General features: G+C 58.7%; 17 protein-coding genes and 1 pseudogene. 6 read left to right on the top strand and 12 right to left on the bottom strand.

The features are described from left to right. Window positions 1-58 precede the first annotated feature (58 nt). Together Q363_RS17365 and Q363_RS40675 are read right to left on the bottom strand one after the other, a co-directional pair. Window positions 59-1,249, bottom strand: a complete 1,191-nt coding sequence (locus tag Q363_RS17365; protein ID WP_035352540.1) for an ABC transporter permease — start codon at window positions 1,247-1,249, stop codon at window positions 59-61. Between the two features lie 28 nt (window positions 1,250-1,277). Next, complete coding sequence (locus tag Q363_RS40675; RefSeq protein ID WP_157467063.1) at window positions 1,278-1,862, bottom strand: Spy/CpxP family protein refolding chaperone; 585 nt, start codon at window positions 1,860-1,862, stop codon at window positions 1,278-1,280. Between the two features lie 38 nt (window positions 1,863-1,900). Between Q363_RS40675 and Q363_RS17355 the strand changes: the two genes are divergently transcribed. Beyond that, window positions 1,901-2,608 (top strand): response regulator transcription factor, encoded by a 708-nt coding sequence (locus tag Q363_RS17355; protein WP_245632287.1) that lies wholly within the window; start codon window positions 1,901-1,903, stop codon window positions 2,606-2,608. A gap of 2 nt (window positions 2,609-2,610) precedes the next feature. Then, the gene (locus tag Q363_RS17350; protein WP_051978914.1) at window positions 2,611-3,987 is read left to right on the top strand and encodes an ATP-binding protein; all 1,377 of its coding nucleotides are present in this window, start codon (window positions 2,611-2,613) and stop codon (window positions 3,985-3,987) included. A 310-nt stretch (window positions 3,988-4,297) separates the two neighbouring features. On the opposite strand, the gene Q363_RS17345 is transcribed toward Q363_RS17350, so the two are convergent. From Q363_RS17345 to Q363_RS17325, 5 genes are all read right to left on the bottom strand, one after another. Then, on the bottom strand, window positions 4,298-4,537 hold the full coding sequence (locus tag Q363_RS17345) for a hypothetical protein (protein ID WP_035352534.1): 240 nt from the start codon (window positions 4,535-4,537) through the stop codon (window positions 4,298-4,300). A gap of 724 nt (window positions 4,538-5,261) precedes the next feature. After that, a complete protein-coding gene (locus Q363_RS17340) occupies window positions 5,262-5,999 on the bottom strand; it encodes a hypothetical protein (protein WP_035352531.1) in 738 nt (245 codons plus the stop codon). A 25-nt stretch (window positions 6,000-6,024) separates the two neighbouring features. Next, the gene (locus tag Q363_RS44205) at window positions 6,025-6,747 is read right to left on the bottom strand and encodes a hypothetical protein (RefSeq protein WP_051978913.1); all 723 of its coding nucleotides are present in this window, start codon (window positions 6,745-6,747) and stop codon (window positions 6,025-6,027) included. A 427-nt stretch (window positions 6,748-7,174) separates the two neighbouring features. Further along, window positions 7,175-10,570 carry a maltose alpha-D-glucosyltransferase gene (treS, locus tag Q363_RS17330; RefSeq protein WP_035352528.1) on the bottom strand — a complete coding sequence of 1,132 codons (3,396 nt, stop codon included), beginning with the start codon at window positions 10,568-10,570 and terminating at the stop codon, window positions 7,175-7,177. Then, window positions 10,567-12,612, bottom strand: coding sequence for an alpha-1,4-glucan--maltose-1-phosphate maltosyltransferase (locus Q363_RS17325; RefSeq protein ID WP_051978912.1), 2,046 nt, complete (start codon window positions 12,610-12,612; stop codon window positions 10,567-10,569). The genes treS and Q363_RS17325 overlap by 4 nt, the downstream gene beginning before the upstream one ends. A gap of 454 nt (window positions 12,613-13,066) precedes the next feature. Here Q363_RS17325 and Q363_RS45875 point away from each other — a divergent pair. Further along, a pseudogene (locus Q363_RS45875) lies at window positions 13,067-13,186 on the top strand (hypothetical protein); the annotation flags it as partial. A gap of 693 nt (window positions 13,187-13,879) precedes the next feature. On the opposite strand, the gene Q363_RS17320 reads toward Q363_RS45875, so the two are convergent. Continuing rightward, on the bottom strand, window positions 13,880-16,684 hold the full coding sequence (locus tag Q363_RS17320; protein ID WP_035352525.1) for a UPF0182 family membrane protein: 2,805 nt from the start codon (window positions 16,682-16,684) through the stop codon (window positions 13,880-13,882). 227 nt (window positions 16,685-16,911) lie between these two features. On the opposite strand from Q363_RS17320, the gene Q363_RS17315 reads away from it, so the two are divergent. Beyond that, a complete protein-coding gene (locus Q363_RS17315; RefSeq protein ID WP_211256220.1) occupies window positions 16,912-17,301 on the top strand; it encodes a VOC family protein in 390 nt (129 codons plus the stop codon). Window positions 17,302-18,095: 794 nt separating this feature from the next. Here the strand turns inward: Q363_RS17315 and Q363_RS42840 are convergent. Both Q363_RS42840 and Q363_RS45520 read right to left on the bottom strand, forming a co-directional pair. Next, a complete protein-coding gene (locus Q363_RS42840) occupies window positions 18,096-18,245 on the bottom strand; it encodes a hypothetical protein (protein WP_211256219.1) in 150 nt (49 codons plus the stop codon). 123 nt (window positions 18,246-18,368) lie between these two features. Next, window positions 18,369-18,617, bottom strand: coding sequence for a helix-turn-helix domain-containing protein (locus Q363_RS45520; RefSeq protein ID WP_281176015.1), 249 nt, complete (start codon window positions 18,615-18,617; stop codon window positions 18,369-18,371). Between Q363_RS45520 and Q363_RS46365 the strand changes: the two genes are divergently transcribed. Together Q363_RS46365 and Q363_RS46360 are read left to right on the top strand one after the other, a co-directional pair. Next, entirely contained in the window at window positions 18,536-18,931 is a 396-nt protein-coding gene (locus Q363_RS46365; protein ID WP_035352518.1) for a hypothetical protein, read from the top strand. The genes Q363_RS45520 and Q363_RS46365 overlap by 82 nt on opposite strands. Window positions 18,932-19,087: 156 nt before the next feature. Further along, a complete protein-coding gene (locus Q363_RS46360) occupies window positions 19,088-19,270 on the top strand; it encodes a DUF6531 domain-containing protein (protein ID WP_425387700.1) in 183 nt (60 codons plus the stop codon). Between the two features lie 111 nt (window positions 19,271-19,381). Here the strand turns inward: Q363_RS46360 and Q363_RS17295 are convergent, their stop codons facing one another. Both Q363_RS17295 and Q363_RS42080 read right to left on the bottom strand, forming a co-directional pair. Beyond that, window positions 19,382-20,779 carry a SulP family inorganic anion transporter gene (locus tag Q363_RS17295; protein WP_211256218.1) on the bottom strand — a complete coding sequence of 466 codons (1,398 nt, stop codon included), beginning with the start codon at window positions 20,777-20,779 and terminating at the stop codon, window positions 19,382-19,384. A gap of 330 nt (window positions 20,780-21,109) precedes the next feature. Further along, a complete protein-coding gene (locus tag Q363_RS42080) occupies window positions 21,110-21,538 on the bottom strand; it encodes a hypothetical protein (RefSeq protein ID WP_035352516.1) in 429 nt (142 codons plus the stop codon). Window positions 21,539-21,585 lie beyond the last annotated feature (47 nt).

Here is a 21,585-nt window from a genome sequence, read left to right as displayed (position 1 = left end):
CGTCGTCTTCCGGACGATAAGGTTTCGCCAGCTATATCGCAGTGGAATCTTCATCTGTTTACCCCGTGTATGCCAATGCATGGAGAATGGATATTCGCGCCGCACTTCGTGCCGGAATGGCCGCGCTGATGGCCGCTACGAGAGCCGCGGCGGCCAAGGTGAGCAGCACCGTAAGCGGAGTCATGGAAAGCGTGCTGAGGGTCCGGAATGCAGTTTGCGAGTGGGCGGCGCGAGCAAGAGCGAGACATAGGCCCTCCGCCGCGATGCATCCAGCAACTCCGCCAACCAGGCCAATAAGAAGGGATTCACCGAGAATCATCTGAAGAATGTCCGACGAGGCAAAGCCCAGGGTCTTGAGGATGCCTACTTCGCGTGTACGCTCCCTAACAGACATGGAGATGGCGGTAGCCGATACGAGGACGATCGTAAACGTGACAGCGGAGCAGATCGCGAGCATGAAGACCTTCAAACTGCCGATGAACGAGATGAAACTCAGCATGAAGGCGCGCTCGTTTTCCGTCAGGGTCGGTGCAGGCGATTCGGCAAAGGCGCTATCGATCGCCGCGGCGACGCGGGCGACGTCTTCTTTCGAAGATGCCTCCACGTGATACTGCTGGGTCATGCCGCGGCGCTTGTCGGATGCCGGCAGGCTGTCCTCCAAGTAGTCGCGGTTGAAGTAGATGGTCTCTCCATAGCCTTCGTTGGAGGCGTCGTAGACGCCCACGAGCGTCAGCTCCAGCGTCAGCGCAGGTGTCGATGTCGAGTTCACGATAGTGATCCGCTCTCCAGGCTGCCAGTGCAGCTTGTCGGCAAGATCGCGGGTTGCGAGGGCTGCGGTCTTCTGGGTCAGGAACGCTTGCTGCTCTTGCGCGGACAGGTGAATCTCAGGGTGGACCATGAGAAATGCCTGCGGCTCGATGGCGAACTGGGCAAAGTGGTTTTTCGGATCGCCCGGGTCCTTATAGGTTCCGCCAAACCAGCGCAGACTCGTAACGGCCTTGACGCCTGGAATCTTGCGAATCTTTTCTTCAAACGATGCGGGCAACTCCTGAGTAAGGGAGACCTTGTGATGGACGATCAGGCGCAACGCCGTAGCTGGAGTCTCTTCTCCGCCCCCAAAAAGTATCTGGTAAAGGGCGAAGATCAACCCGAGCACGCAGAGAGAGGTCGCCATACTGGCTGCCGTAAGAAAGCTTCGGCGCTTGTTGCGAGCAGCGTTTTTCAGGATCAACGAGAGAGAGTTGCGCATGGTTGCACCTGTTATTTCGTTTCACTAGCTACTGATTTCCTCTGTCGAGCCGCGCGACGGCATGGTCCATCCTGTCCAGCCAGCGTTGCTGCAGCTTATCCGCGGAGTGGCGCTGTTCCTCGTTCAGGACCGTGGTGTAGACACGCGATTTGAAGCGTTCTTTTTCCAGGAGCAATTTCGCAAAGGTATTGCCTTCCGTGACCACGATTGCCTGCACCTTGCCCTCATCGAACTTTCCGCCGACGCTCGCATTGGCCAATTGATGGGCTCCGCTGGTCAAGTCTTTGAGCAGGGCCGTTATCATCGGCCGCTCTTCGATCCATATTGACCGGACCTGGGAAAGCTGAGCATCGCTCAGCTTGAGTTCGCGACCTACATGGCCCAGCGGCCCACCATGATGCCATCCGTTACCGCACCAGCCGTGTCCTCTCCTGAAGTCTGCTCGCGCGACAGTTATGACAAGAGCAACTACAGTCAATCCAAATACTGCCCAAAGTGCTTTGCGTTTCATCGGTACACCTCGCAATCCCATCTGCTTGAGTACAGCATTACGAAAAGGCGCATGCGATAAAGATTGGTCAGGGAATGTAAAGGTAAGTAAAGATTTGCGCATGGTGTGGCTTCTCCGACTACCATCTGGAGAAGCACGGAATGCCGACTGCCATGAACCGCCTGCTGATTGTCGATGACGATACTGAGCTCTGCGCACTTCTCGCCGAACGCCTTAAGGAGGACGGATTCGTTCTCCATGCGGCGCACGATGGGCAGCGTGGATTGGAGATGGCAAGCTCCGGCGAATACTCCCTTGTTATCCTGGACGTGATGCTGCCGCGCATGGGAGGAATGGAGCTTCTCAAAGAGCTGCGCTCGCGGTCCTCGGTTCCTGTGTTGATGCTGACAGCTCGCGGAGACGATATCGACCGCATCGTCGGCCTGGAGGTGGGGGCCGACGACTACCTGCCGAAGCCGTTTAATCCGCGAGAACTCGTCGCCCGCATCAGAGCGATTCTGCGCCGATTGGATGAGCGGCGTTCAGGTCCCGACCGCTTCACGTCGGGAGACATCACGATCGACATCGCAGCACGAGAGGCCTGGGTCGACGGTAGCTCACTGCACCTCACGACGGTCGAGTTCGCTTTGCTTGAGGTCCTGGTCCGCAATGCTGGACGCGCCCTTACCCGCGAATATCTCACCGATGCTGCTCTGGGAAGAAAGCTGGGGGTGTTCGATCGCACGATAGACGTTCATATCAGCAATCTCAGAAAGAAGCTGGATGTGCATCGCGGCCTCGAACATATCAAGACCGTGCGCGGCAGCGGTTATCTGCTTGCGTCGCGCCGGGCAAACGAGGAGCACTAAGCATGCGGCATCTCTTCCTCAAGATATTTCTCTGGTTCTGGGCGACCGTGATCCTTACCGGAATCTCGCTTGTGCTGGCTTGGGTGTTGCAGCCTGCAAGCGTGCCCTCGCGCTGGCATGCCGGTTTTGAAGATACGGCAAGGTACTTTGGGACGGCAGCTGCCGGCGCGTTCGAACAAAGCGGTGCATCTGCCGCATCCGAGTACATTCATCGCCTCTCCGAGGACGCCCACATCCACGCCTGCCTCTTCGATGATGCCGGACACCCATTGGCTGGAGAATATTGCCCGGAGTTCGAGGTCATGACGGCACACATCGTCAGCGGCAAGCCATCGGACTCCGACATGCGGCGTGGCCTGGCGAGGATGGCCGTTCCGATCAAGGGGTCCAATGGTCGTGCCTACATCTATGCATCGGAGCTGCTGGCAGGCCCACGAGCCTTAGGCGGCGAGCATTCCGGCATGGCGCCTTTGCGCGTTGTGGTGGCACTGCTGGTCTCTGGCGCCATCTGTTACTTTCTCACTCTCTACCTAACCACTCCCATTCTCCGTCTGCGTTCGGCGGCGCAGCAAATTGCGGCGGGCGAGCTCAGCGTGCGCGCCGAACCCAGCATGGAGCTGCGCCGGGATGAACTTGGCGACCTGGTGCGCGACTTCAATCGAATGGCGGACAAGACGGAACATCTTATCTCCAGCCAGCGCCAGCTCCTGTATGACGTTTCTCACGAGCTTCGATCGCCTTTGGCGCGGATGAATGTAGCCCTGGACCTGCTGCGGGGCCGTGTGCGCGACGATCCCGCCCTGGACCGCCTGGAGACCGACCTGCAACGACTCAACCAGATGATCGGACGGCTGCTGACCGTCGCCAAGCTCGAGGCGGCCTCTACGCTGCAGACGCCTGTGCGAGTCGACCTGTCCGAACTAATTTCAAGCGTCGTCAGCGATGCTGATTTCGAAGCGCAGGAAAGAGGGAGCCGCGTCGACATTGTGCAAGCCGCGAATCCTGCCGTTCTGGGAGACCCAAATCTTCTGCGGAGCGCAGTCGAGAACGTTCTTCGCAATGCAATCCGGTTCACTCAAACTGGAACGGCGGTTGAAGTAGCCCTGCGAACCGACGGAGTGACGAGTGAGAACGAAGTCATCCTCTCCATCCGGGATCACGGCCCTGGCGTGCCGGAGCAGGAATTATCGAATATTTTCAAGCCTTTCTATCGTGTGGCCGATACGCGCAGCTACGACCCAGGAGGCGTCGGACTCGGGTTGGCGATCACAGAAAGGATCGTGCGCCTTCACGGGGGTCGCATTCAAGCGATCAATGACCCTAATGGCGGATTGCGAGTGGAGATGATCTTCCCAAGAGCGTTCTGGACGGCCGAGTGAAATCTTTTGCACCGCTGTTCGATCGGGACGGTTCCAATTCTTCGCCCCATTTTTTTAAACTTACAGTGTCGAAGGAAACGCAGAGGTTTGTGCGGAGCAGTAACGCTCTTGTCGTCAGTTACTCGCAGGATGTCGGCAACCCCTTCCCTTACCGGATTATGGAAGGGTTGCCGTCACCAGGAACCATGTGACGGAGCCGAGAAACCTGCCACAAGCCGAGTTTAAGTATTCTCGGCGGTTGTTGGGACTGTCGAAGACGCCAAAGTGTATCTCCAGGCCCCTTTGCAAGGCGCTCGTCACCTGGCGAGTCTCATATTGTCTTCAACTCCGCATCCCAGTTTGTGACGAGCGTGAGGGGGACAGGTCCCTTTGGGGAGTTGAGTTCGGTTATCAGAAAGCGCCGGCCATCAGCTGTCACGTCATAGGAGGTAACGTTCGCCGCTCCGTAGTTGGCTGCGCTGAAGAGTGTACGCGGGGTGCCAAGCGATATCGAATCAGCCTTTTCGTCGACGCTCTCGGCCAGAACGCTGTTCTGAGAAAGATAGAACAACTCCTTACCATCACCTCGCCACCGCGGCAGTGTGCCGCCTTGTGTCGATACCCGGTATCTGCGCGTAGCGTCGGGGAAATGGGTGACATAAACCTCACGCTGTCCGGTCTCGATCGAAACATAGGCAACCCACTTACAGTTGGTGAGAGAATGTAGCCGACGAATTCCCGAACTGAGAGTTGATCAAAGGGAAAGGCTTCCGGTCTCCGGTAAGGGGAAGTATCCAAACCGCGGACCTTTCAAGGCTTGGGCCTCCCGGAACGTTTGGGTATTGGGCAAAAGCCAAATAATTGCCTTCGCGACAAACTGACGCAGGGTTGTCAACGAAGCCGTCCGACTTGAGAACTGTCTCGCTTGTCCCGGTGCCATCACTTTTGATGCGATCGATACGGATTGAACTTCCAGTAAAACTTGCAGAAAACAGTAGGAACTGCCCATCCGGCTGCCAGACCGGGTTTCTTTTGATTCCCAGCCCTGAGGGTTCGCTCGCAGTCGCCCGGGAGACGTCGCCCGAGGAAGTTTGAGATCGAGCAGGTGGTGAAGACGCCAACTGGCGCGAGGACCATAGGGACCGATCCGACGAGGACAGGATTTATCTGCCTACGGCGGAGTTTGAGGCTGCACCGGGTGGCAAAATGACTGCGAAGCCGGGAAGCTTCATGATCGTAGTCGTCGCGCCTAGCCAGAAGTAGACATCGCTCCCGGCGATCAAACACAGGGCTGCTCAAAAGTGGCGCAGGGTTTCTGTGGATGAGGGCCGGTAGTCGCTCTCGGGCGGCATGGTATCGAGTGGACGGTCGACGTTTTTTTCGAGCGAGCGGCTGACGATCTCGCGCGAGCCGAGGCCTACTGCGAGCGAGAGCGTGAGGACGATGCCTCCGAAGAGGATGCCGAAGGCGAGGCCGACGATTGTTCCTCCGATCTGAAGGTGATCGAGGACCATGGCGGCAGTGATGACGAGGACCATCCACTTGACGCCTAGCGAGAGGAAGCGCGCGTACTGAAGGTTCTGGTTGACCGCTCCGATAAGGACCGAGCGCGAGAGGAAGCGCGCGATAAGGGTGCCGAGGATGAGGAGGATGACGGCTCCGACGGAGTGGGTGAGGTATGCCAGAAGCAGGATCGATACCTGGAAATTGCCGGAGTAGGCTGAGTCGAAGGCGAGGATGCCGATGATGAAGCCGAGAATGACGCAGCCCCAGAAGAAGGTCCGTGTGATCAGAAGTGTAGGGCTGTGGGAGGGTGCCCAATCGCTGAGAGGGACGACCGTGTTTCGGGCAAGGCGCTCATCGAAGCGCATGGAAGTGAGCAGGCGGCGCAGCAGGGCGGCGACGAGCGCTCCGATCAGGGTCAGCAGGATTACGACGATGAGAAGGGCGAGGATGCCGGGGAGAAAGTTGGCTAGCGTGACCAGGGCGCGATGAGCGGATTCTTTGAGTGCGAGTTCAACCTGTTGCCACATGGTTTGCTCTCCTTAGATGCCTGGTTTATGAGCGAAGCAGTGAGTCAGCAAGTCGGCGGGTTAACGAAATACGCACAGCTTCACGGATTGAACCTGTCGGGCCAGCGCCATCGGGATACGAAGTAGGGTTTGTCGGTCTCAAAGACCTGTGCGAGTTCCTCAACGTGCTTTTCGGGCGGCGTACCGTTGCGAATGAGCGTGAGGTGCGAGGCGATCCATGCCAGATAGAGAGGCGTAAGCGCGCCGAGCAGGTGGCCGCGATTGATGGTCCCCAGGCGATAGGCGACGGCGAAGTCATAAGCGATGCCCAGAGCGAATTGGGCATGCGAAAGTCGGCCGCAAGAAGAGCATTGAGGCGCTTGAAGCCGAGCAACGACTGCGGCGGCAGCACGAGCGACCAGAGCTCACGAAGATTGTTGTAGGCGAGTTGGAAGGAGTCGAGCATGGGCGCAACGTCGGGCAGCCCGTCGATGGGAGTAGGTACCGGAGGGGCGGGGCGCGGAGGAGTGGTCCTGACGCGCTGCCAGAAGGCGGCATTAGCTCCGGTCTCTGCAAAATGCGAACTGGCGATCTGCTTGAGAATGGTGTTGAGGTCGACGGCTGGCGGCTGGGGAAAAGTGCGCGACGGAATATCAACCTCAGTGCACGTATATGAGCCCACCGCGGCTTCCGCGGTGGGCCAGAGCAGGGCATCCTCCTGATTGGCGGTGGTGAAGCGTTGCGCCATGGCGGCCAGGCGTTCGGACATTCGAAGCGAGGGAAGATCGAGGGCGAGAGGAAACGAGGGCGAGCGCCGAAGAGAGCGCGGTTGAGCGGATAGAGAATTGCCGAGTTGACCAGGCCTTCTTGGGGCCGAGGTGATAGCGGGCGGAAGCTGCGGCGGTCAAGGTGCGGGTTGTCGATGAGACGGGAGCGTAGGGCAGCCGGCGAATCGTGTTGAAGGATGTCTGCGACGTAAGATTTGACATCTGGGGCAGCGCTACGACGACCGTCTGTGAGGGAAAGGCGAGTGCGAGGTTCGAGAGCGCAGCTTCAAGCGCTTCCGCTGGCAGCGGCGCGAGATGGACAAGTAGGGAGCCCGCTGGAATGGGAGCGGCATCGGTGGCGGGGACGGCATTCGGAGAGGAGGTGGCCATGGGTGAGTGCAGAACTCGATCAGTGCTTCGAATGAAAGTTTATCGCGGAAGCCCGAGGATACCTGTCAGAGGGATGCGAACCCAGGCGGGACGGTTGTTGAGTTCATAAAGGAGTTCATAGAGGGACTTCTCGAGAAGATATGCGTTAAGAAGTGTCTGCGCAGCGGATGGCGTGGGAACAAGCTCCGGCCGTTGGGCGATCGCCTCGCGGTAGCCGCGCAGAAATTCTGTCGAGGCGGCGTTTTGCCAGAGAATCGCCCATGCCTCCAGGCAACGCGCCTGGTCGACGGAGGGGGGAGGATGATGGCCGGTGAAGGCGTTTAGCGCGGAGAAGGCGGCATAGCTGAACGAGCGCAGCATACCCGCGACATCTTTGAGGGGCGACTGTTTCTGCCGGCGCTCGCTGAGTAAACGCGCGGGCTCGCCCTCGAAGTCGAGGATGATGTAGTCGTTGTGGGCGCGGAGGACCTGGCCGAGATGGTAGTCGCCGTGGATGCGAATGCGCTGGCCGGGCTGGTCGGAGGCGAGTTCGGATGCGCGCAGGGCGGAGGCGCGGCTGATGAGGTCGAGCCGGTTGGAGAGGATACGCGCGGCAGAATCGACAGTGGAGTCGTCGGAGAGGCGCGCCATCGATTGCTTGAGGGCTTCGAGCGTCACATGGAGTTGAGAATCCAGGCGTAAAGCGTCGGCCTCAAGATCCGCGCAAGTGAAGGGCTCCGCGGTAAAGGCCGGATCATCCGTAGGCGTGGCAAGTGCGAGGTGCATCTCTGCAGTACGGCGGCCAAGCAGCGCGGCTGCCTCGAGGGTAAAGCCAGCGAATTCAGTCGACTGAGCTGGCACGTGGGACTGAACGGTGAACGATGGTGGAGAGCCGACGTCGGGCGGTGCGGGACACGAGGAGATGGTTTCGAAGTACCGCGCGAGTTCATCGAGGGTCCACTGCCAGCCGTCGCCCTGGTTTTCGATCAGACCCTGCAGCATGGCAAGGGTAATCGGCTCGTCGCCGGAGGTCAGGCGGATCTCTCCGCAGAAGGGAGGAATTCGGGGGAAGCGGGCCACCTCGGTGAGGAATCGGCCGATCTCCGTATCAGGGTTTTCGCCGGGCTGAAGGCGGCGGAAGAGCTTGAGGATAAGGCGCTGGTCGTAGAGAAGAGAGGTGTTCGACTGTTCAGCAGAGGATATCCGCGTGGGGAGCGGACCGTCGCCGCGCGTGGAGAGGAAGACGCTGCTCGCCTGCGCGCGAAGGATGCCATCAGTCGCAGGCAACTCGGCACTGCTTTCAATCAGGTGGAGCAGTGCCTGGCGGAGGTCTTCGCGAATGGTGGCGTCATAAATGACAGCGGGACCGGCCGGAGTGGTCAACCTGGCGATGATCGCAGCCGGATGGTCGGTTTGGAAGAGTTCACCTTCCTCTCCCGAAGTAATCGCGAGAGAAACCTGGTAGAGATCTGGGGAGGGTTCTTGGCGGTGGTCGTCATAGATAATCTCGAGGAGGACGACGGCGGTATTGGAGAGGGCCGAGTCGAGCCGGACGGAGTTCCGGACGTGGACTGACTTAATGGTGCGGACCTTGGCTCCGAACCATCGCTGACGAGCGAGCCAGCCCGGCAGAAGGTGCTCGAGGATTTCACGGCCAGAGCCTGTAAGGATGTTCTCGAGCGTAGGAGTGACGAGATCGACGGCGGGTTGCGTCTCTTCGGTCGCGATAGGCTCAACGGCCTGCGCTGCAGGCTGAAGCTCGAGCCAGAGGAAGGAGTACGGAGCGAGCGTCAGAGGATAGGATTGGCTTGTGATGGGAGGAAATGACACGTAGCCGAGCATCTCAACAGGAACCATGCCGGCGAATTCGGAGAGATCGAGCGAGACAGGCTGAGCAAAGCGTGAAAGATTCGCGACGCAGAGAACCGTCTCGGTGCCAGGCGAGGTGACGTCGCGTGTGTGGGCCTCGGTTTGTTCGCGCGAGGGGGAGTTGGGGTCGTAGTGACGGATGTACGCGAGGATCTTGCGGTTCTCAGGATGAAGAAATTCAAGCGTGCCGCGGCCGAAGACGCGGAATAGCTTGCGCAAGGCGATCATGTTACGGGTCCAGTGCAGCAGCGAAGATGGATCGCTCTGCTGGGCCTCGACGTTGATGGCCTGGTGCCCCCAGATGGGGTCCATGATGACGGGCAAATAGAGCTTGGCGGGAACTGCGGTGGAGAAGCCCGCGTTGCGGTCAGAATTCCACTGCATGGGGGTGCGGACGCCGTTACGGTCGCCAAGGTAGATGTTGTCGCCCATGCCGATCTCGTCGCCGTAATAGATGATGGGCGTGCCGGGGAAGCTGAAGAGAAGTGAGTTGAGAAGCTCGATGCGGCGACGGCTGTTGTCGACAAGCGGCGCGAGGCGGCGGCGGATGCCCACGTTAATGCGCATGCGCGGGTCGGCCGAGTAGGCAAAGTACATGTAGTCGCGCTCATCGCTGGTGACCATCTCGAGGGTGAGCTCGTCGTGGTTGCGCAGGAAGAGTCCCCACTGGCAGTTGTAGGGTATCTGAGGGGTCTGTGCCATGATGTCGGTGATGGGGAGCCGATCTTCCTGGCGGAGCGCCATGTAGATGCGCGGCATCAGCGGAAAGTGGAAGGCCATGTGGCACTCATCACCGTCGCCGAAGTAGGGTCGAACATCGGTGGGCCACTGGTTGGCCTCGGCCAAGATGAGGCGACCGGCGTACTCCTCATCGATGGCGGCGCGGATACGTTTGATGATGGCGTGTGTTTCGGGCAGGTTCTCGCACGAAGTTCCGTCGCGTTCGACGAGATAGGGGATGGCGTCCATGCGGAGTGCGTCGACACCCATATCGAGCCAGAAGCGCATGGCCTTGAGGACCTCTTCAAGGACCGACGGATTATTGTAGTTGAGGTCGGGCTGATGAAAGAAGAAGCGGTGCCAGTAAAATGCCTTCGCGGTCTCGTCCCAGGTCCAGTTGGATTTTTCCGTGTCCGTGAAGATGATGCGAGCGTCTTTGAAGGGTTGGTCGGTGGGGGACCAGACGTAGAAGTCGCGCTCTGGAGAGCCGGGTGGCGCCAGGCGCGCCCGCTTAAACCATGGGTGCTGATTGCTGGTGTGATTGATGACCAGCTCGATCATGACCTGCATGCCGCGCTGGTGTGCGGCGTCGAGAAACTGCTTGAAGTCGTCGAGGATGCCGTAGCTGGGATTGACGTTGTTGTAGTCGGCGATGTCGTAGCCATCGTCGCGCAGCGGGGAGGGGAAGAAAGGCAAGAGCCAGAGACAGGTGACGCCGAGGTCCTGAAGGTAGTCGAGGCGCGAGATGAGGCCGGGGAAGTCGCCGATGCCGTCGGCGTTCGAGTCCTGGAAGGCGCGAACGTGCAGCTCGTAGATGACGGCGTCCTTGTACCAGAGCGGACCTGTGGCGCTTCCTTGCTTCTTCACTCGTAGCTCTCCGGTTCAGGCGTTGGTGAGGCAAGTTTAGACGTTGTCTGCGGCGGGCGGGTGACGCGAAAGATGTGGGCAGGCATAACCTCGGGCCGGAGGGCGACGTAGTTGCTGCGATCACGCCATGTGTAGCGAGCACCGGTGAGGAGGTCTTCGATCTCGAAGGGCTGGTCATGGGGGATGCCGAGTTGCTTGAGATCGAGGTCGATCCAGCCGACCTGCACTTCGCGCGGATCGAGATTCACCGCGACGAGGATGAGATTGTCGGGGGTCTGCTTGCTGTAGCAGAGCAGGCGCGGGTTGTCGGTGTGGTGGAATAAGAGGAAACGGTCGCTTTGCAGGGCAGGGTTCTCGCGGCGAATATGGTTCACGCGCGTGATGAGCGGAGCGAGCGAATGGTTGGAGGCGCAGTCCCACAGGCGCTGCTCGTACTTTTCGCTGTGAAGGTACTCTTCGCTGCCGGGTTTGATGGGGATATTCTCGCTGAGCTCGAAGGCCGGACCGTAGATGCCATAGTTGGCTCCCAGGGTGGCGGCGAGGATGAGCCGCTGCATGAAGGCGGGGCGGCCTCCCTGCTGGAGAGTCGCGTGGAGAATGTCCGGGGTGTTTGGCCACAGGTTCGGGCGGAAAAAGTCGGAGATAGGCGGCCGGGTAATCTCCTCGAAGTACTGTTCGAGCTCGTCGCGCCTATTGCGCCAGGTGAAGTAGGTATAGCTCTGTGTGAAGCCGGCTTTTGCGAGCGAGTACATGATGTGCGGTCGCGTGAATGCCTCGGAGAGCAAAATGACGTCGCGATGTTCGCTGTGGATCTCCGCGATACACCATTCCCAGAAGGGCAATACCTTTGTATGAGGGTTGTCGACGCGGAAGATCCGGACGCCGTTGCCAATCCAGAAGATGAAGACGTCGTAGAGGGCCTGCCAGAGCGCCTCCCAGTCTTCTGACTCGAAGTTGAGCGGATAGATGTCCTGATATTTCTTTGGGGGATTTTCGGCGTATTGGATGGAACCATCGGGACGAATGACGAACCATTCCGGATGCTCGGCGACCCAGGGATGATCGGGCGAGCACTGAAATGCGATGTCGAGCGCGATCTCCATACCATGACTTTGAGCGGTGGCGAGCAGATGATGGAAGTCCTCGAAGGTCCCGAGTTCCGGATGGATAGCCTTGTGGCCTCCTTCGGAGGAGCCGATGGCCCATGGGCTGCCGGGATCGTCAGCGGCTGCTGTGACGCTATTGTTGCGACCCTTGCGGTAGGCGCGGCCGATAGGGTGGATGGGCGGCATGTAGAGCACGTCGAAACCCATAGCGGCGATGGAGGGCACAAGAGCTTTGACGTCGGCGAAAGTGCCGTGACGGCTAAGGCTGGGCGAGGCGGAGCGGGGAAAGAGCTCATACCAGGTGGAGTAGCTGGCGCGTTCGCGATCGATCCATAAGCGAAGCTCTTGCGGGTAGCGAGTGGCGAGAGTGAGGTCGGGATGACGCGCGACGACGTCGAGGAGCTCATCGGAGAGGGGATATTCGTAGTAGGGAGAGTTCTGATCGGCAAGCCAGCGCAGAGAGAGGACGACCTGCTGGATCAGGTTGGCGTCCCTGCTGTCCTGCGAGCGGGCACGGGGCAGCGTGTCTTCAAGAAGCTTGGCGCCGGTCCGAAGGGCAAGCGGGATATCCTGCCCGTTGTTTTTGTCGCCGTTCCTGGGCTGCGCTTCGATGCGCTTATGTAAGTCGGCGCACCATGTTTCGAAGTGGTCGATCCAGGCCTCGATGGTGTAGCTCCAGTAGCCGAGCTTGTCGACGGTAAAGCTCGCGGACCACAGATCGTTGCCGAGCGGAGTGAGCGGTGTCGAACGCCAGTCACTCTCTGAATCGTTGCGGTAGAGAAGGCGCCCGGCGACATGATCATGTCCATCGCCGAAGACGGCCGCGGTGATGGTGATGGCATCGCCAAGAGTGCGCTTGGCTGGGTAACGGCCACAGTCAACCTGTGGACGAATCTCCTCGATGATGACGCGCTTGCGACCCTCGGACGGTTTCATCTCAATCTAGTCTCTGATTTAGCTTATGCTGCATTGTTATTCATTCTGTCAAAGCGACATTACACCGACTCAGGACATCTGCGATGCTGCGTTTTCCGCATCCAATAAGATTGTGCATCCTGTTCCCGCGTAGACAGATGCGCCCAGCAGGTATGTGGTTGCAGCACGAATACCGGCCACGAGGGAGGAACATTGGTAGAACCGAAGCCGCGTACGCAAGGGCCGCTACATGCGGCAAGAATCGAGGCCTATTGCATAATCGGAGACACTGCGAGACGGCGGCGCTGGTCTCGCGGGACGGGTCGGTACAGGGGTAGCGTATGCGAACGCGGTGTAGCGCTCGCTTATGATACTGAAGGCTCTGACGTACCAACCGTCCGGAGGCGTTGTCGCAGCGGTGACGACGTCGCTTCCGGAGAAGATCGGTGGACCGCGCAACTAGGACTATCGCTACTGCTGGCTGCGCGATACAGCATTCACTCTGTTGGGATTGATGCAGGCGGGTTTTGTCGACGAGGCAGTGGCGTGGCGGCAGCGGCTGCTGGGTACGGGTGCGGGAACGCCAGACCATTAATTGGGCAAACGGGGAAAGCCGCGCGCCAACAGCTCGTTCGCAAAGATTCGTTGTTCTGCCTCTGGTTGACCAACATACACCTTTTCACGATCAAGCAAAGAGCTGTATTGAATTTCTCGACTCTTATTCGCGGATTGGGCCAGAGAGAGTAGGCATGCCCACGTACTTATACGCGCTTGCAATTTGCCTATGTTGGTTAGTGCATTTGTCTGCTTTGCATGTCTCTACACGGTGCCGTGTGCTGGTTCAGAACTCAAGAAAGAGACAGTTGCCCCATTCAATGAATACGTCAAGGGCCTTCGCTTCACATTTGATCAGGATTGGCGCTTCTTGTTAGTGATCCTGGATGTCTGGTTCTCCCGAGCGCAGGAACCGATGCCGAGAGGCACACTTTGCGTGTAGAATACGATCCCGTTCGCTGGGCATGTGCCACCGAAGGTGACGATTCTTGAAGCGGTTCACGCGGGGCAAAAAAGTATCGAGCATGGTTATCGAGACTTTTAGTCGGCATACTAGAAGTGACCTGCGGTTCGTTCCTAAAATCGCTTAGTTGCTCCCGGAAGACGGGGCTATTAGGAAACAATCCTGCAACTTCTTGGCATGCGACAACAGCGGAAATATCCCCGAAGCTGGTCTCTGGGTAGTTTTTCTTATGAAGATTTCGACAGGTAAGAACGCAGCGTCGCAGGGGAACTATCGTTGACGCGCGTTCAGTTTGTCGATTGTGCGTTTCAGCTCTTCAAGCTTCTGCCCAGCCTCGCCAAGCTTGCCTTCCGCTGTCAGGCGCTGGTAGTCGGCAAGGTCTTTGGCGGCTTCCGCGATGAGTGAGTTGAGATCTGCTGCGGGCTGGGGCGCGGCGGCGGATGCCGGAGCGGCTCGCGCCGGCTCCGTGGGACTCACTGACGAGACCCCTCCGCCAAAAAGAGCCGTCAGCGCCGCCTCGAAGGTCGGTCCGTACGCAAGCCGATCTTGAAGCGCGAGCACGACGACGCGCAACTCCGGCATCGGGCTTCGCTCAGCCTGGAGGTAAATCGGCTCCGCATACAACAGCGCGCGCCCGCACGGAATCACTAAGAGCGCCCCGCGTCGCACGTGTGAGCCTTGCTGATTCCACAGCGTCAATTGTCCTGAAAGCTGCGCGTTCTGATCAATTCGCGCCTCGATCTGCAGCGGCCCATCAACCACCTTGGTTTTAGGAAAGTCGTAGACCACCGATGTACCGTAGAGCGCGTCGTCGCTGCGCCCGGCAATCCAGCCAATCAGATTGTTGCGGTTGGCTGGCGTGAACGGGAGAATCTCTACGAACTCCACGCCGGTTTCGCCCGGCAGTTTCATCAACACGAAATTCGGCTGCATCACCTGTACCGTTTGTTCCCCACCTTCGCTCATGCTGACTTCGGTGGCGACTGTCCACAGATCCTCACGGTTGTAGAACACCCCCGGATTTGTCATGTGATACAGGCCGTACACTTCCGCCTGCAATTTGAGCAACGACTCTGGATAGCGTACGTGTTTGCGTAGTCCTGCCGGCATCGCCGCCGCATTTTTGAATAGGGTCGGAAAGATGCGGCGGTACGCCCCCAGGACCGGATCCTCGGTGTCAAACACGTAAAACGTTGTCGTCCCATCGTAGGCGTCGATGACTACCTTAACGCTGTTCCGCATGTAGTTAATGAGATTGTTGCCGAGACGGTAGTGGCTCGAGTATGGATAACGGTCCGATACCGTGAACGCATCCATAACCCACGACAGTCGGCCATCGTCGCCCACCACGATGTAAGGGTCCTGATCGTAAGTGAGGAACGGCGCTAAGGCCGATACGCGATCGCGCACGTTGCGCCGCATCAGCAGCCGGCTCCCCGCGTTCACATCATCGCTGAACGGCAACTTTCCGAGATCGCCGCGGTCGAGCGCGAGGATGATGCGGCGCAGGAAGCCACCCAGAACGATGCCCCCGTTGCCCTCGTAGGACGTGAGGGTGTTGGCCTGGCCTTGCGGGTAGTTGAATTCCTGCTGCCGCGTCTTGACGTACACGTCGGTGTTGGTCAGCTCGCCGAAATAGATCTCTGGGCGCGTGACGGTGAGACCGTGCACCGTGCTCTGGACGGGCATGTTGCTCAGCATCAGCGTCGGCAGCCCTTCGGTCGTGAACCCATTCACCGGGTTCATCGTAATACCGTAGCCATGGGTGTAGATCAGCTTCTCGTTGATCCAGTTTCGGCTGCTCGCCGGAAGCTTGTCGACGTTCAGTTCGCGCGTAGCGAGCATCACTTGGCGCATCCTGCCATCAATTTCGTAGCGATCAATGTCGATGTCCGGAAAGTCGTAGTAGGTGCGAATTGCCTGAATCTGACGCAAGGTGTCCCGGAGTGCTTGCCAGTCCCACAGCCGGATGTTCTGAAGCGTAGACTGATTATTCGCTGGATCGGTAGCCTCGACGGTCGCCTCAGCAGGAAACTCGCGTAGCGAGAATCGGTCCAATCCGTACGCCCGCCGCGTCATGTCGATATTGTGGGAAATATAGGGTTGTTCGCGAACCAGTTGGTTCGGTTTAACGACAAAGCTGCTGACGTACCAGCCAACTGCCCCAAGTGCGGCATAACAGACCGTGGCCGGAAGGATCGCAGCTACGAGCCAGCGCCCGCGTAGCACCGACACGGCGTTGACCCCCGCGATCACCGCGCCGAGAACGAGCGCAGCACAGACGACGAGCATGCCTGGGAGCATTACGTGCGCGTCCGTGTAGGTCACACCCTCAAAGATCGTATGACGATCGAACAAGCGCTCGAATCGATCGACATACACACGCGTCGCGAGGATGAGCAACAGGAATGCAACCGCGACGGAGAGCCCGCGCCAGGGCGATGGGGCGTAACTGCTGCGACGCCCGTCGAGCGCACGCGATCCGCTCGTGATGAGGATGAAGAAAACTGCGAGTACACAAGTAATTAGGGCCAGCATAAGCAGCCAGCCGACGATGAGCTGCCATGCGGGCAGGGTGAACAGAAAGAAGTTCAGCGGCTTGCCAAAGATCGGATCCAGGACGCTACCAGTGGCGTGCGGTCCGTACCAGAAGAGCGCCAGCGTCGGCCATTCCGCCAACATCACGGTGCCGGTCGTACCGGCAATGGTGAGTGAACCGCCGAAAGCGATAAGGCGCATGACAGGCTCGACTGCCAGCCTCACTGGCTGCCCGTTGATGAAAATCGTGTGACCGCTCGGCAGATCGGCTTGATTCGCCCGTTTCAGAGCTGAAAACGCTCCGTACAAGATGAGAAATGTGGCCACTGCAAAAACCGTGAAAATCCCCCACTGCAGGCTCAGTGTTTTCCAGAACACCCCCCCGTAGCCGAGCGATCTGAACCAGAGCACCTCCACACAGTACGACAACGCAGTCCGACCGCCGAAGACGATGCCTGCAACGACGGCGACAATAACAAGGAAGCGGCGCCAGCGCCGCGGCGAATGCGTCTGCGGCCAGTCAATGGAATCGGGCAATGCTCCACCTCGCTTTACCGGCGTTCCCGTTGTCAAACTTCCAGGAGTGCGTATTCTATAGTGCCTGAAGACGGCTGACTACTCTGCGGCGCGTGAGCGTTGGGTTTAGCATCTCACCAACTACACTTCGGAGCGTACCGAAGGAAAATTTATCGAAGTGACTGGAGCAGGTTCAACACGGATAAGTCTCACGGCGTCTGTGACCTTTCACCGGATGCTCTGCGGCGATGAAATTCGACGTACACTGCTGGCGTATGACTCCGACGATTGAAAAGATTTCTGCGGTTACTTTTCGGGTTGTGAACATGAAGGCTTCAGTCCAGTTTTACCGAAATGTGCTCGGCATGGAACTGCTTTATGGAGGAGAAGGGGCAAGTTTCTCTTCGCTGCGAGCAAACGATTCAGAATCTGCAATCCTCAACCTCGAACAAGGCGACAGTGTGTCGCGGTGGGGCAGGCTGATCTTCCACGTTGCGGATGTGGATGTGTTCTGGACACATCTGAAGGAAAAGGGATTTGATCCTGAAGGCCCGCGGGACGCCTCGTGGGGTGAACGCTATTTTCACGTGCTCGATCCGGATGGCCACGAGCTGTCATTTGCTCGGCCGCTACAATGAGTTGGTCAGGAGAACGTGTCCAGAAGAAGCGTGTAGGCGGTAACGTTCGAGCAAAACGAAGTTTCTGCTTCATGATCGGTGGCCTCCGTGCACCGATTTCCGGAAAAGACTGCGACCGTGGAAATATCGAGCCACAACCGTTGGGGTTGTCGTAGAAGCTCCGGGCGGCGGCACGCCGAGAGCCCTCGTGTGGGAGGGTACTGCCGGAACAGGCCCCGAGCCATCACCACACACCGCTTCGGTTGGGGCGGTTGACGGTCTAACCGGAACCAATCCCGTTGTGCAAGGAAAGTGTAGATTTCAGTAAGTTAGTAAGTCAGATTGCCCTTGGTGACAGAAATGTTGGGTTTTTCCCCAGCTTAGATAGCTCAATCTTCTTTAGCGGTTTCAAAGTTCAGTGGCAAACTCTGAGCCGGCGGTTTGCGAACGTTGAAATCAAGGTACGTCTGTTCGCGGCCTTCGGGGTGCTGCTCTCGCCACAGTACCAGCAGAAGCGGCGGAAATTCGGTAAGGACGACCTTCGTTCGATGGACCTTCGCGTGACACCCCGCACAGAGAGCGATCATCAGATGCAGAACAGACTTGCCCGGTTCCCGATGATGGACTCCGGGATCAGGATCACCGCACACCCTACAGGCGTATCCATCGCGTTCTAAGACCTGCTCTCGCAGGCCGCCGTAATACTCGGCATCCTGCCGTTTCAGCGTGTAGCAGGTAGCGCAGAGGCCAGGGCTCGGATCTTCTCATTCCCGCAGGGACAGCAAATTGCGGTCTGGACTCCTTTCTTCAAAGCCCTACTCCTTCGTCTTCAGTTTCGAGTCGTTTTCGCGGATGAACGCCTCGATCTCAGGCGCGCTCGCCAGGATGCGGAGCCACTGTTCTTTGTAGAGCGTGACCGGAAACCGGCCCATCCCGTACAGAGAGAGCCCGCCCTTCTCGCTCACCTTCAAAGTAAGGCCGCCCTTGTCTTGGTCTTGAGCTGGGCATTCTCAGCCCGTAGGCGCTCCAACTCCGCTTGCATCTCCGATTCACTCATCGCTTCCCTCCTCCGATTCCCTGCATACAATTCATTTTCCAAGCTTGCCAGCCCGGCGCTTTTTTACCGGAACATACCGATATAGCGTATCCCGGCTGATGCCGAACTCACGAGCAAGCGCAGCCTTCGAGTCGCCATCAGCAACTCGCCGTTGCAACTCGGCCGCCCGCGCCGGTGTCAGAGACGGCTTCCTGCTGGATGATCGCCACGCTGTCTCTCGCGATGCTTCTCCTCTCGCGGCAGCCCGCGTCCGCGCAGCCAGGTGCGTCAGGAGACGCAATCGAACGGCGCGCTGTAGTTCCGCTGATCGTGCTGCCCGAAAGCGCCTTTCTGGAGGCGCTAAGCGCACAACATTTTCGTGTGGATCGCGCCACTGTCCAGCGCGCGGTTCGTGTGACGGCACAGGCAAACGCGCCTGGAACCGCGGGCGCGCTGGCGACGCTGAGCGACGGTGACGGCACGAAGCCATTCAGTGGCACTGTCTTCCTGGTCGTCCGAGATCGGTTGCCGGCGGCGACGATCGAGGCGAAGGGTAGCGAAGAAAAAACCGGAGAAGGAAGCGCCCGCCCCCAAGACCGAGGAGTCGGAGCGTGATACCGACCAGAAGACACCGCAAAGCCCAGACCCGAACAAGCCCAAGCCAGGATCGAACACCAACACGGAGGGAATTGATCCGCTCAATCACGGCAGCGCACGCACAGGAGGACAGACGGCGGATCCGATCCTCCTCGGCGACGGCAGCTTCGATCTATCTCAGACGGATCTCCTATTCCCGGCGCGAGTAGTCCGCTGGCGTTCACGCGCACTTACAACTCTCGCAGCGACGACCGCAGCGCCCTCGGCAGCAACTGGGTTCACAACTGGGACGTGGCTCGAGCGCCTGAACCCGGACAACACGCCGACGTGGGCAATGCCGTACTGCCTTGGCATTGACCAGGCTCTCGTCCCCAACTTTGAACCCGACCCACCCGGACTCGAGCCCCGCACCACGTGCCTGATCCTCCATCGCGGCGACGCAAGCAGTCAGTTGGTTTTCACGCGGCGTCAGCTTCTCGCGAGGCGCTTATCGAAGAATCGGAACAATAGCCCGTAAGCAACGATTGCCGACAGCACACCAGTAAGAAAGTCGGTGAGGACAACCATGCCGGCCGTATAGATCATCAGGGCAACATGGAAACGATTGTGTTTGAGCACCTGGTTGATTTCGGCCGGCTTCACCATGACGGTGGCGACATAGAGGAGGATTCCGCCGATGCACGCCATAGGCACGAGTTCGAGATAGCGCGCCAGAAAAACAGCAAGGATTAGTTTCAATGCGAATTTGCATATGCCAGCAAGAGGCGAGATGGCGCCGACCTTGATGTTGGTGGCAGTGCGGGCTAGCGCACCGGTATGCGGAAAGCCGTTCAGCATCGGAACGATCACCTGAACGATGCCCTGTCCCCAAAGTTCCTTGTTTGGATTGAATGGAAGTCCGCGGTTATCCGCTAGTCGATCTGCCATACGGGAGCACAGTAGACTTTCAACGGCGGCGACAAAGACAATGGCGACCACGTAGTAACCGAGGTCGGCCAGAAACTCGCCCCTCCAAGCGATGGCTGCTGGAAGGGTAAAGACGAGGAAATTCCTTGGAATGGATCCGTATCTGTCTCTAACTAGCGTGAGCCCCTCGTCGGCCCAGACCGTGGCAGCAACCAGAGATGTGATGCCGATTGCGAGTAGCGGCGCAGGGATGAAGATTGAGATGTGAAGTATGTATTTAGTCAGCAAAAAGGTCCCGATTCCAAGACCGATCGCGTAGATGTTTACCTGTTCGAGATTTGCTCCGATCGCTTGCACCTTCCCGATGAAGCCGTGACCGATCTTGACTTGGAGGCCTAGAACCTCGCCAATTTGAGAGAGCGCGATGGTGATTGCGATCCCTATAGTGAATCCCACAATGATTGAGTGCGGTACCCTGGCCACAACCCGACCCAGCCGCGCAATGCCGAGCACTATGAGGATGATGCCGGCGAGAATGGAGGCGAGCACAAGCACGGAATGATCGTATTTCTCCATAAGACCGGCGATGACGGGTATGAAAGCAGCAGTAGGGCCGTAGACCTGGTACTTTGAGCCGCCCCACAATGCCCCAATAAGGCCAGCCACCGCGCCACCCACAATGCCCTGTTCAGGACGCAGGCCTGAAGCCATCGCAAACCCCATGGCCAGCGGGATGGCAACCATAGCGACGATCAGCCCGGCAGTGAAATCGCGGAATACATTCAGTCTCCAATCACCGTTCCGGAGATCCTCATAGCGGCCGTCGATTGGATTCAGAAAGTATCTAAGCCGACGCAACAGATCGGTTTCGTCCGGAGCGTTCGCCAGCCCCTCTGGCGAAACTACCTCCTTCTTCAGCATCTCTTCCGAACTGAGCATTTCAATTCTTCCGTTCCTCATGGACCACCTCTCCTTCGCATGTCGTATAGCCGGCCGCGTGCGCCCGTTCCAGTCACGGTCTCGACCAAATACAATTCAGTCCGGATAACCAACCGGTTACTGGTGCATTCAGCTCCACATTCTCATTGCGTTGCGAAGCGGAAAACCGCAACACAGTCGTTGTATATTCAGGAATTTGTACTAAAGCCACGCTGCGCGTTAGAAGATCTTGCCTATATCCTTTTTGCTGTCCCTGTCACTTACTTCTCTCCCTGGCTAGCCGTCGGCAACAGAGCGCATACAAGCAGGCACTCAGTTCAGGAGAACGGGCCAGGGACACACTCCAACACTTCACAAAAAGAGTGCGAACTGGACGACAGGAGGAGCTCTTTCGCGGAACACGGCTGCAGGAGCAGAGAGGAGGGGTTCAGAGCGGTCAACAGCTGCTGAATGGGCGTCCGCGAGAGTACCGGCTAAGCTGCGCCCAGAAGGAAGCGCAGCAGAGAGAGATTCATCGCACTTGGAGCCTTTGTCGGTATCGGCCGGAGCAACGATGAGTGACTCGCATTGTGCGTGTCGTGCGTAGTGAGTGTCCGCTGAGTGGGTGTCGCCCTCAAGCGCACAACCGTAGCCCGGCTCGAAGCGCGCGGGGCGCATGGCGCCGCTCCTTGCCCCCGCGTTCATCAGAGCGGAGCGCGAGCCAGGAACACAAGCCGCCGCGACGAGCAACAGCACAAGCGCGGCAAGCGCGCCGCACGACCAGACTCGAGAGGTGCGCATCAAGCGACCTCCCTTCCTGCCACATATCATAACTCTTCAGCGGCTTA

Origin of the sequence: Edaphobacter aggregans DSM 19364, assembly GCF_000745965.1 — a bacterium.
Classification (GTDB): domain Bacteria; phylum Acidobacteriota; class Terriglobia; order Terriglobales; family Acidobacteriaceae; genus Edaphobacter; species Edaphobacter aggregans.
The sequence above is the reverse complement of the archived record's forward strand: the minus strand, read 5'-3'. Positions and strand labels throughout refer to the sequence as shown.

Bases quoted from the DNA above. Each gene is read 5' to 3' on its own strand.
- Q363_RS17365 (WP_035352540.1), bottom strand. From the start codon at position 1,249: ATGCGCAACTCTCTCTCGTTGATCCTGAAAAACGCTGCTCGCAACAAG.
- Q363_RS40675 (WP_157467063.1), bottom strand. From the start codon at position 1,862: ATGCGCAAATCTTTACTTACCTTTACATTCCCTGACCAATCTTTATCG.
- Q363_RS17355 (WP_245632287.1), top strand. From the start codon at position 1,901: ATGCCGACTGCCATGAACCGCCTGCTGATTGTCGATGACGATACTGAG.
- Q363_RS17350 (WP_051978914.1), top strand. From the start codon at position 2,611: ATGCGGCATCTCTTCCTCAAGATATTTCTCTGGTTCTGGGCGACCGTG.
- Q363_RS17340 (WP_035352531.1), bottom strand. From the start codon at position 5,999: ATGTGGCAACAGGTTGAACTCGCACTCAAAGAATCCGCTCATCGCGCC.
- Q363_RS44205 (WP_051978913.1), bottom strand. From the start codon at position 6,747: ATGTCCGAACGCCTGGCCGCCATGGCGCAACGCTTCACCACCGCCAAT.
- Q363_RS17325 (WP_051978912.1), bottom strand. From the start codon at position 12,612: ATGAAACCGTCCGAGGGTCGCAAGCGCGTCATCATCGAGGAGATTCGT.
- Q363_RS17315 (WP_211256220.1), top strand. From the start codon at position 16,912: ATGAAATTCGACGTACACTGCTGGCGTATGACTCCGACGATTGAAAAG.
- Q363_RS46365 (WP_035352518.1), top strand. From the start codon at position 18,536: ATGATCGCCACGCTGTCTCTCGCGATGCTTCTCCTCTCGCGGCAGCCC.
- Q363_RS17295 (WP_211256218.1), bottom strand. From the start codon at position 20,779: ATGAGGAACGGAAGAATTGAAATGCTCAGTTCGGAAGAGATGCTGAAG.
- Q363_RS42080 (WP_035352516.1), bottom strand. From the start codon at position 21,538: ATGCGCACCTCTCGAGTCTGGTCGTGCGGCGCGCTTGCCGCGCTTGTG.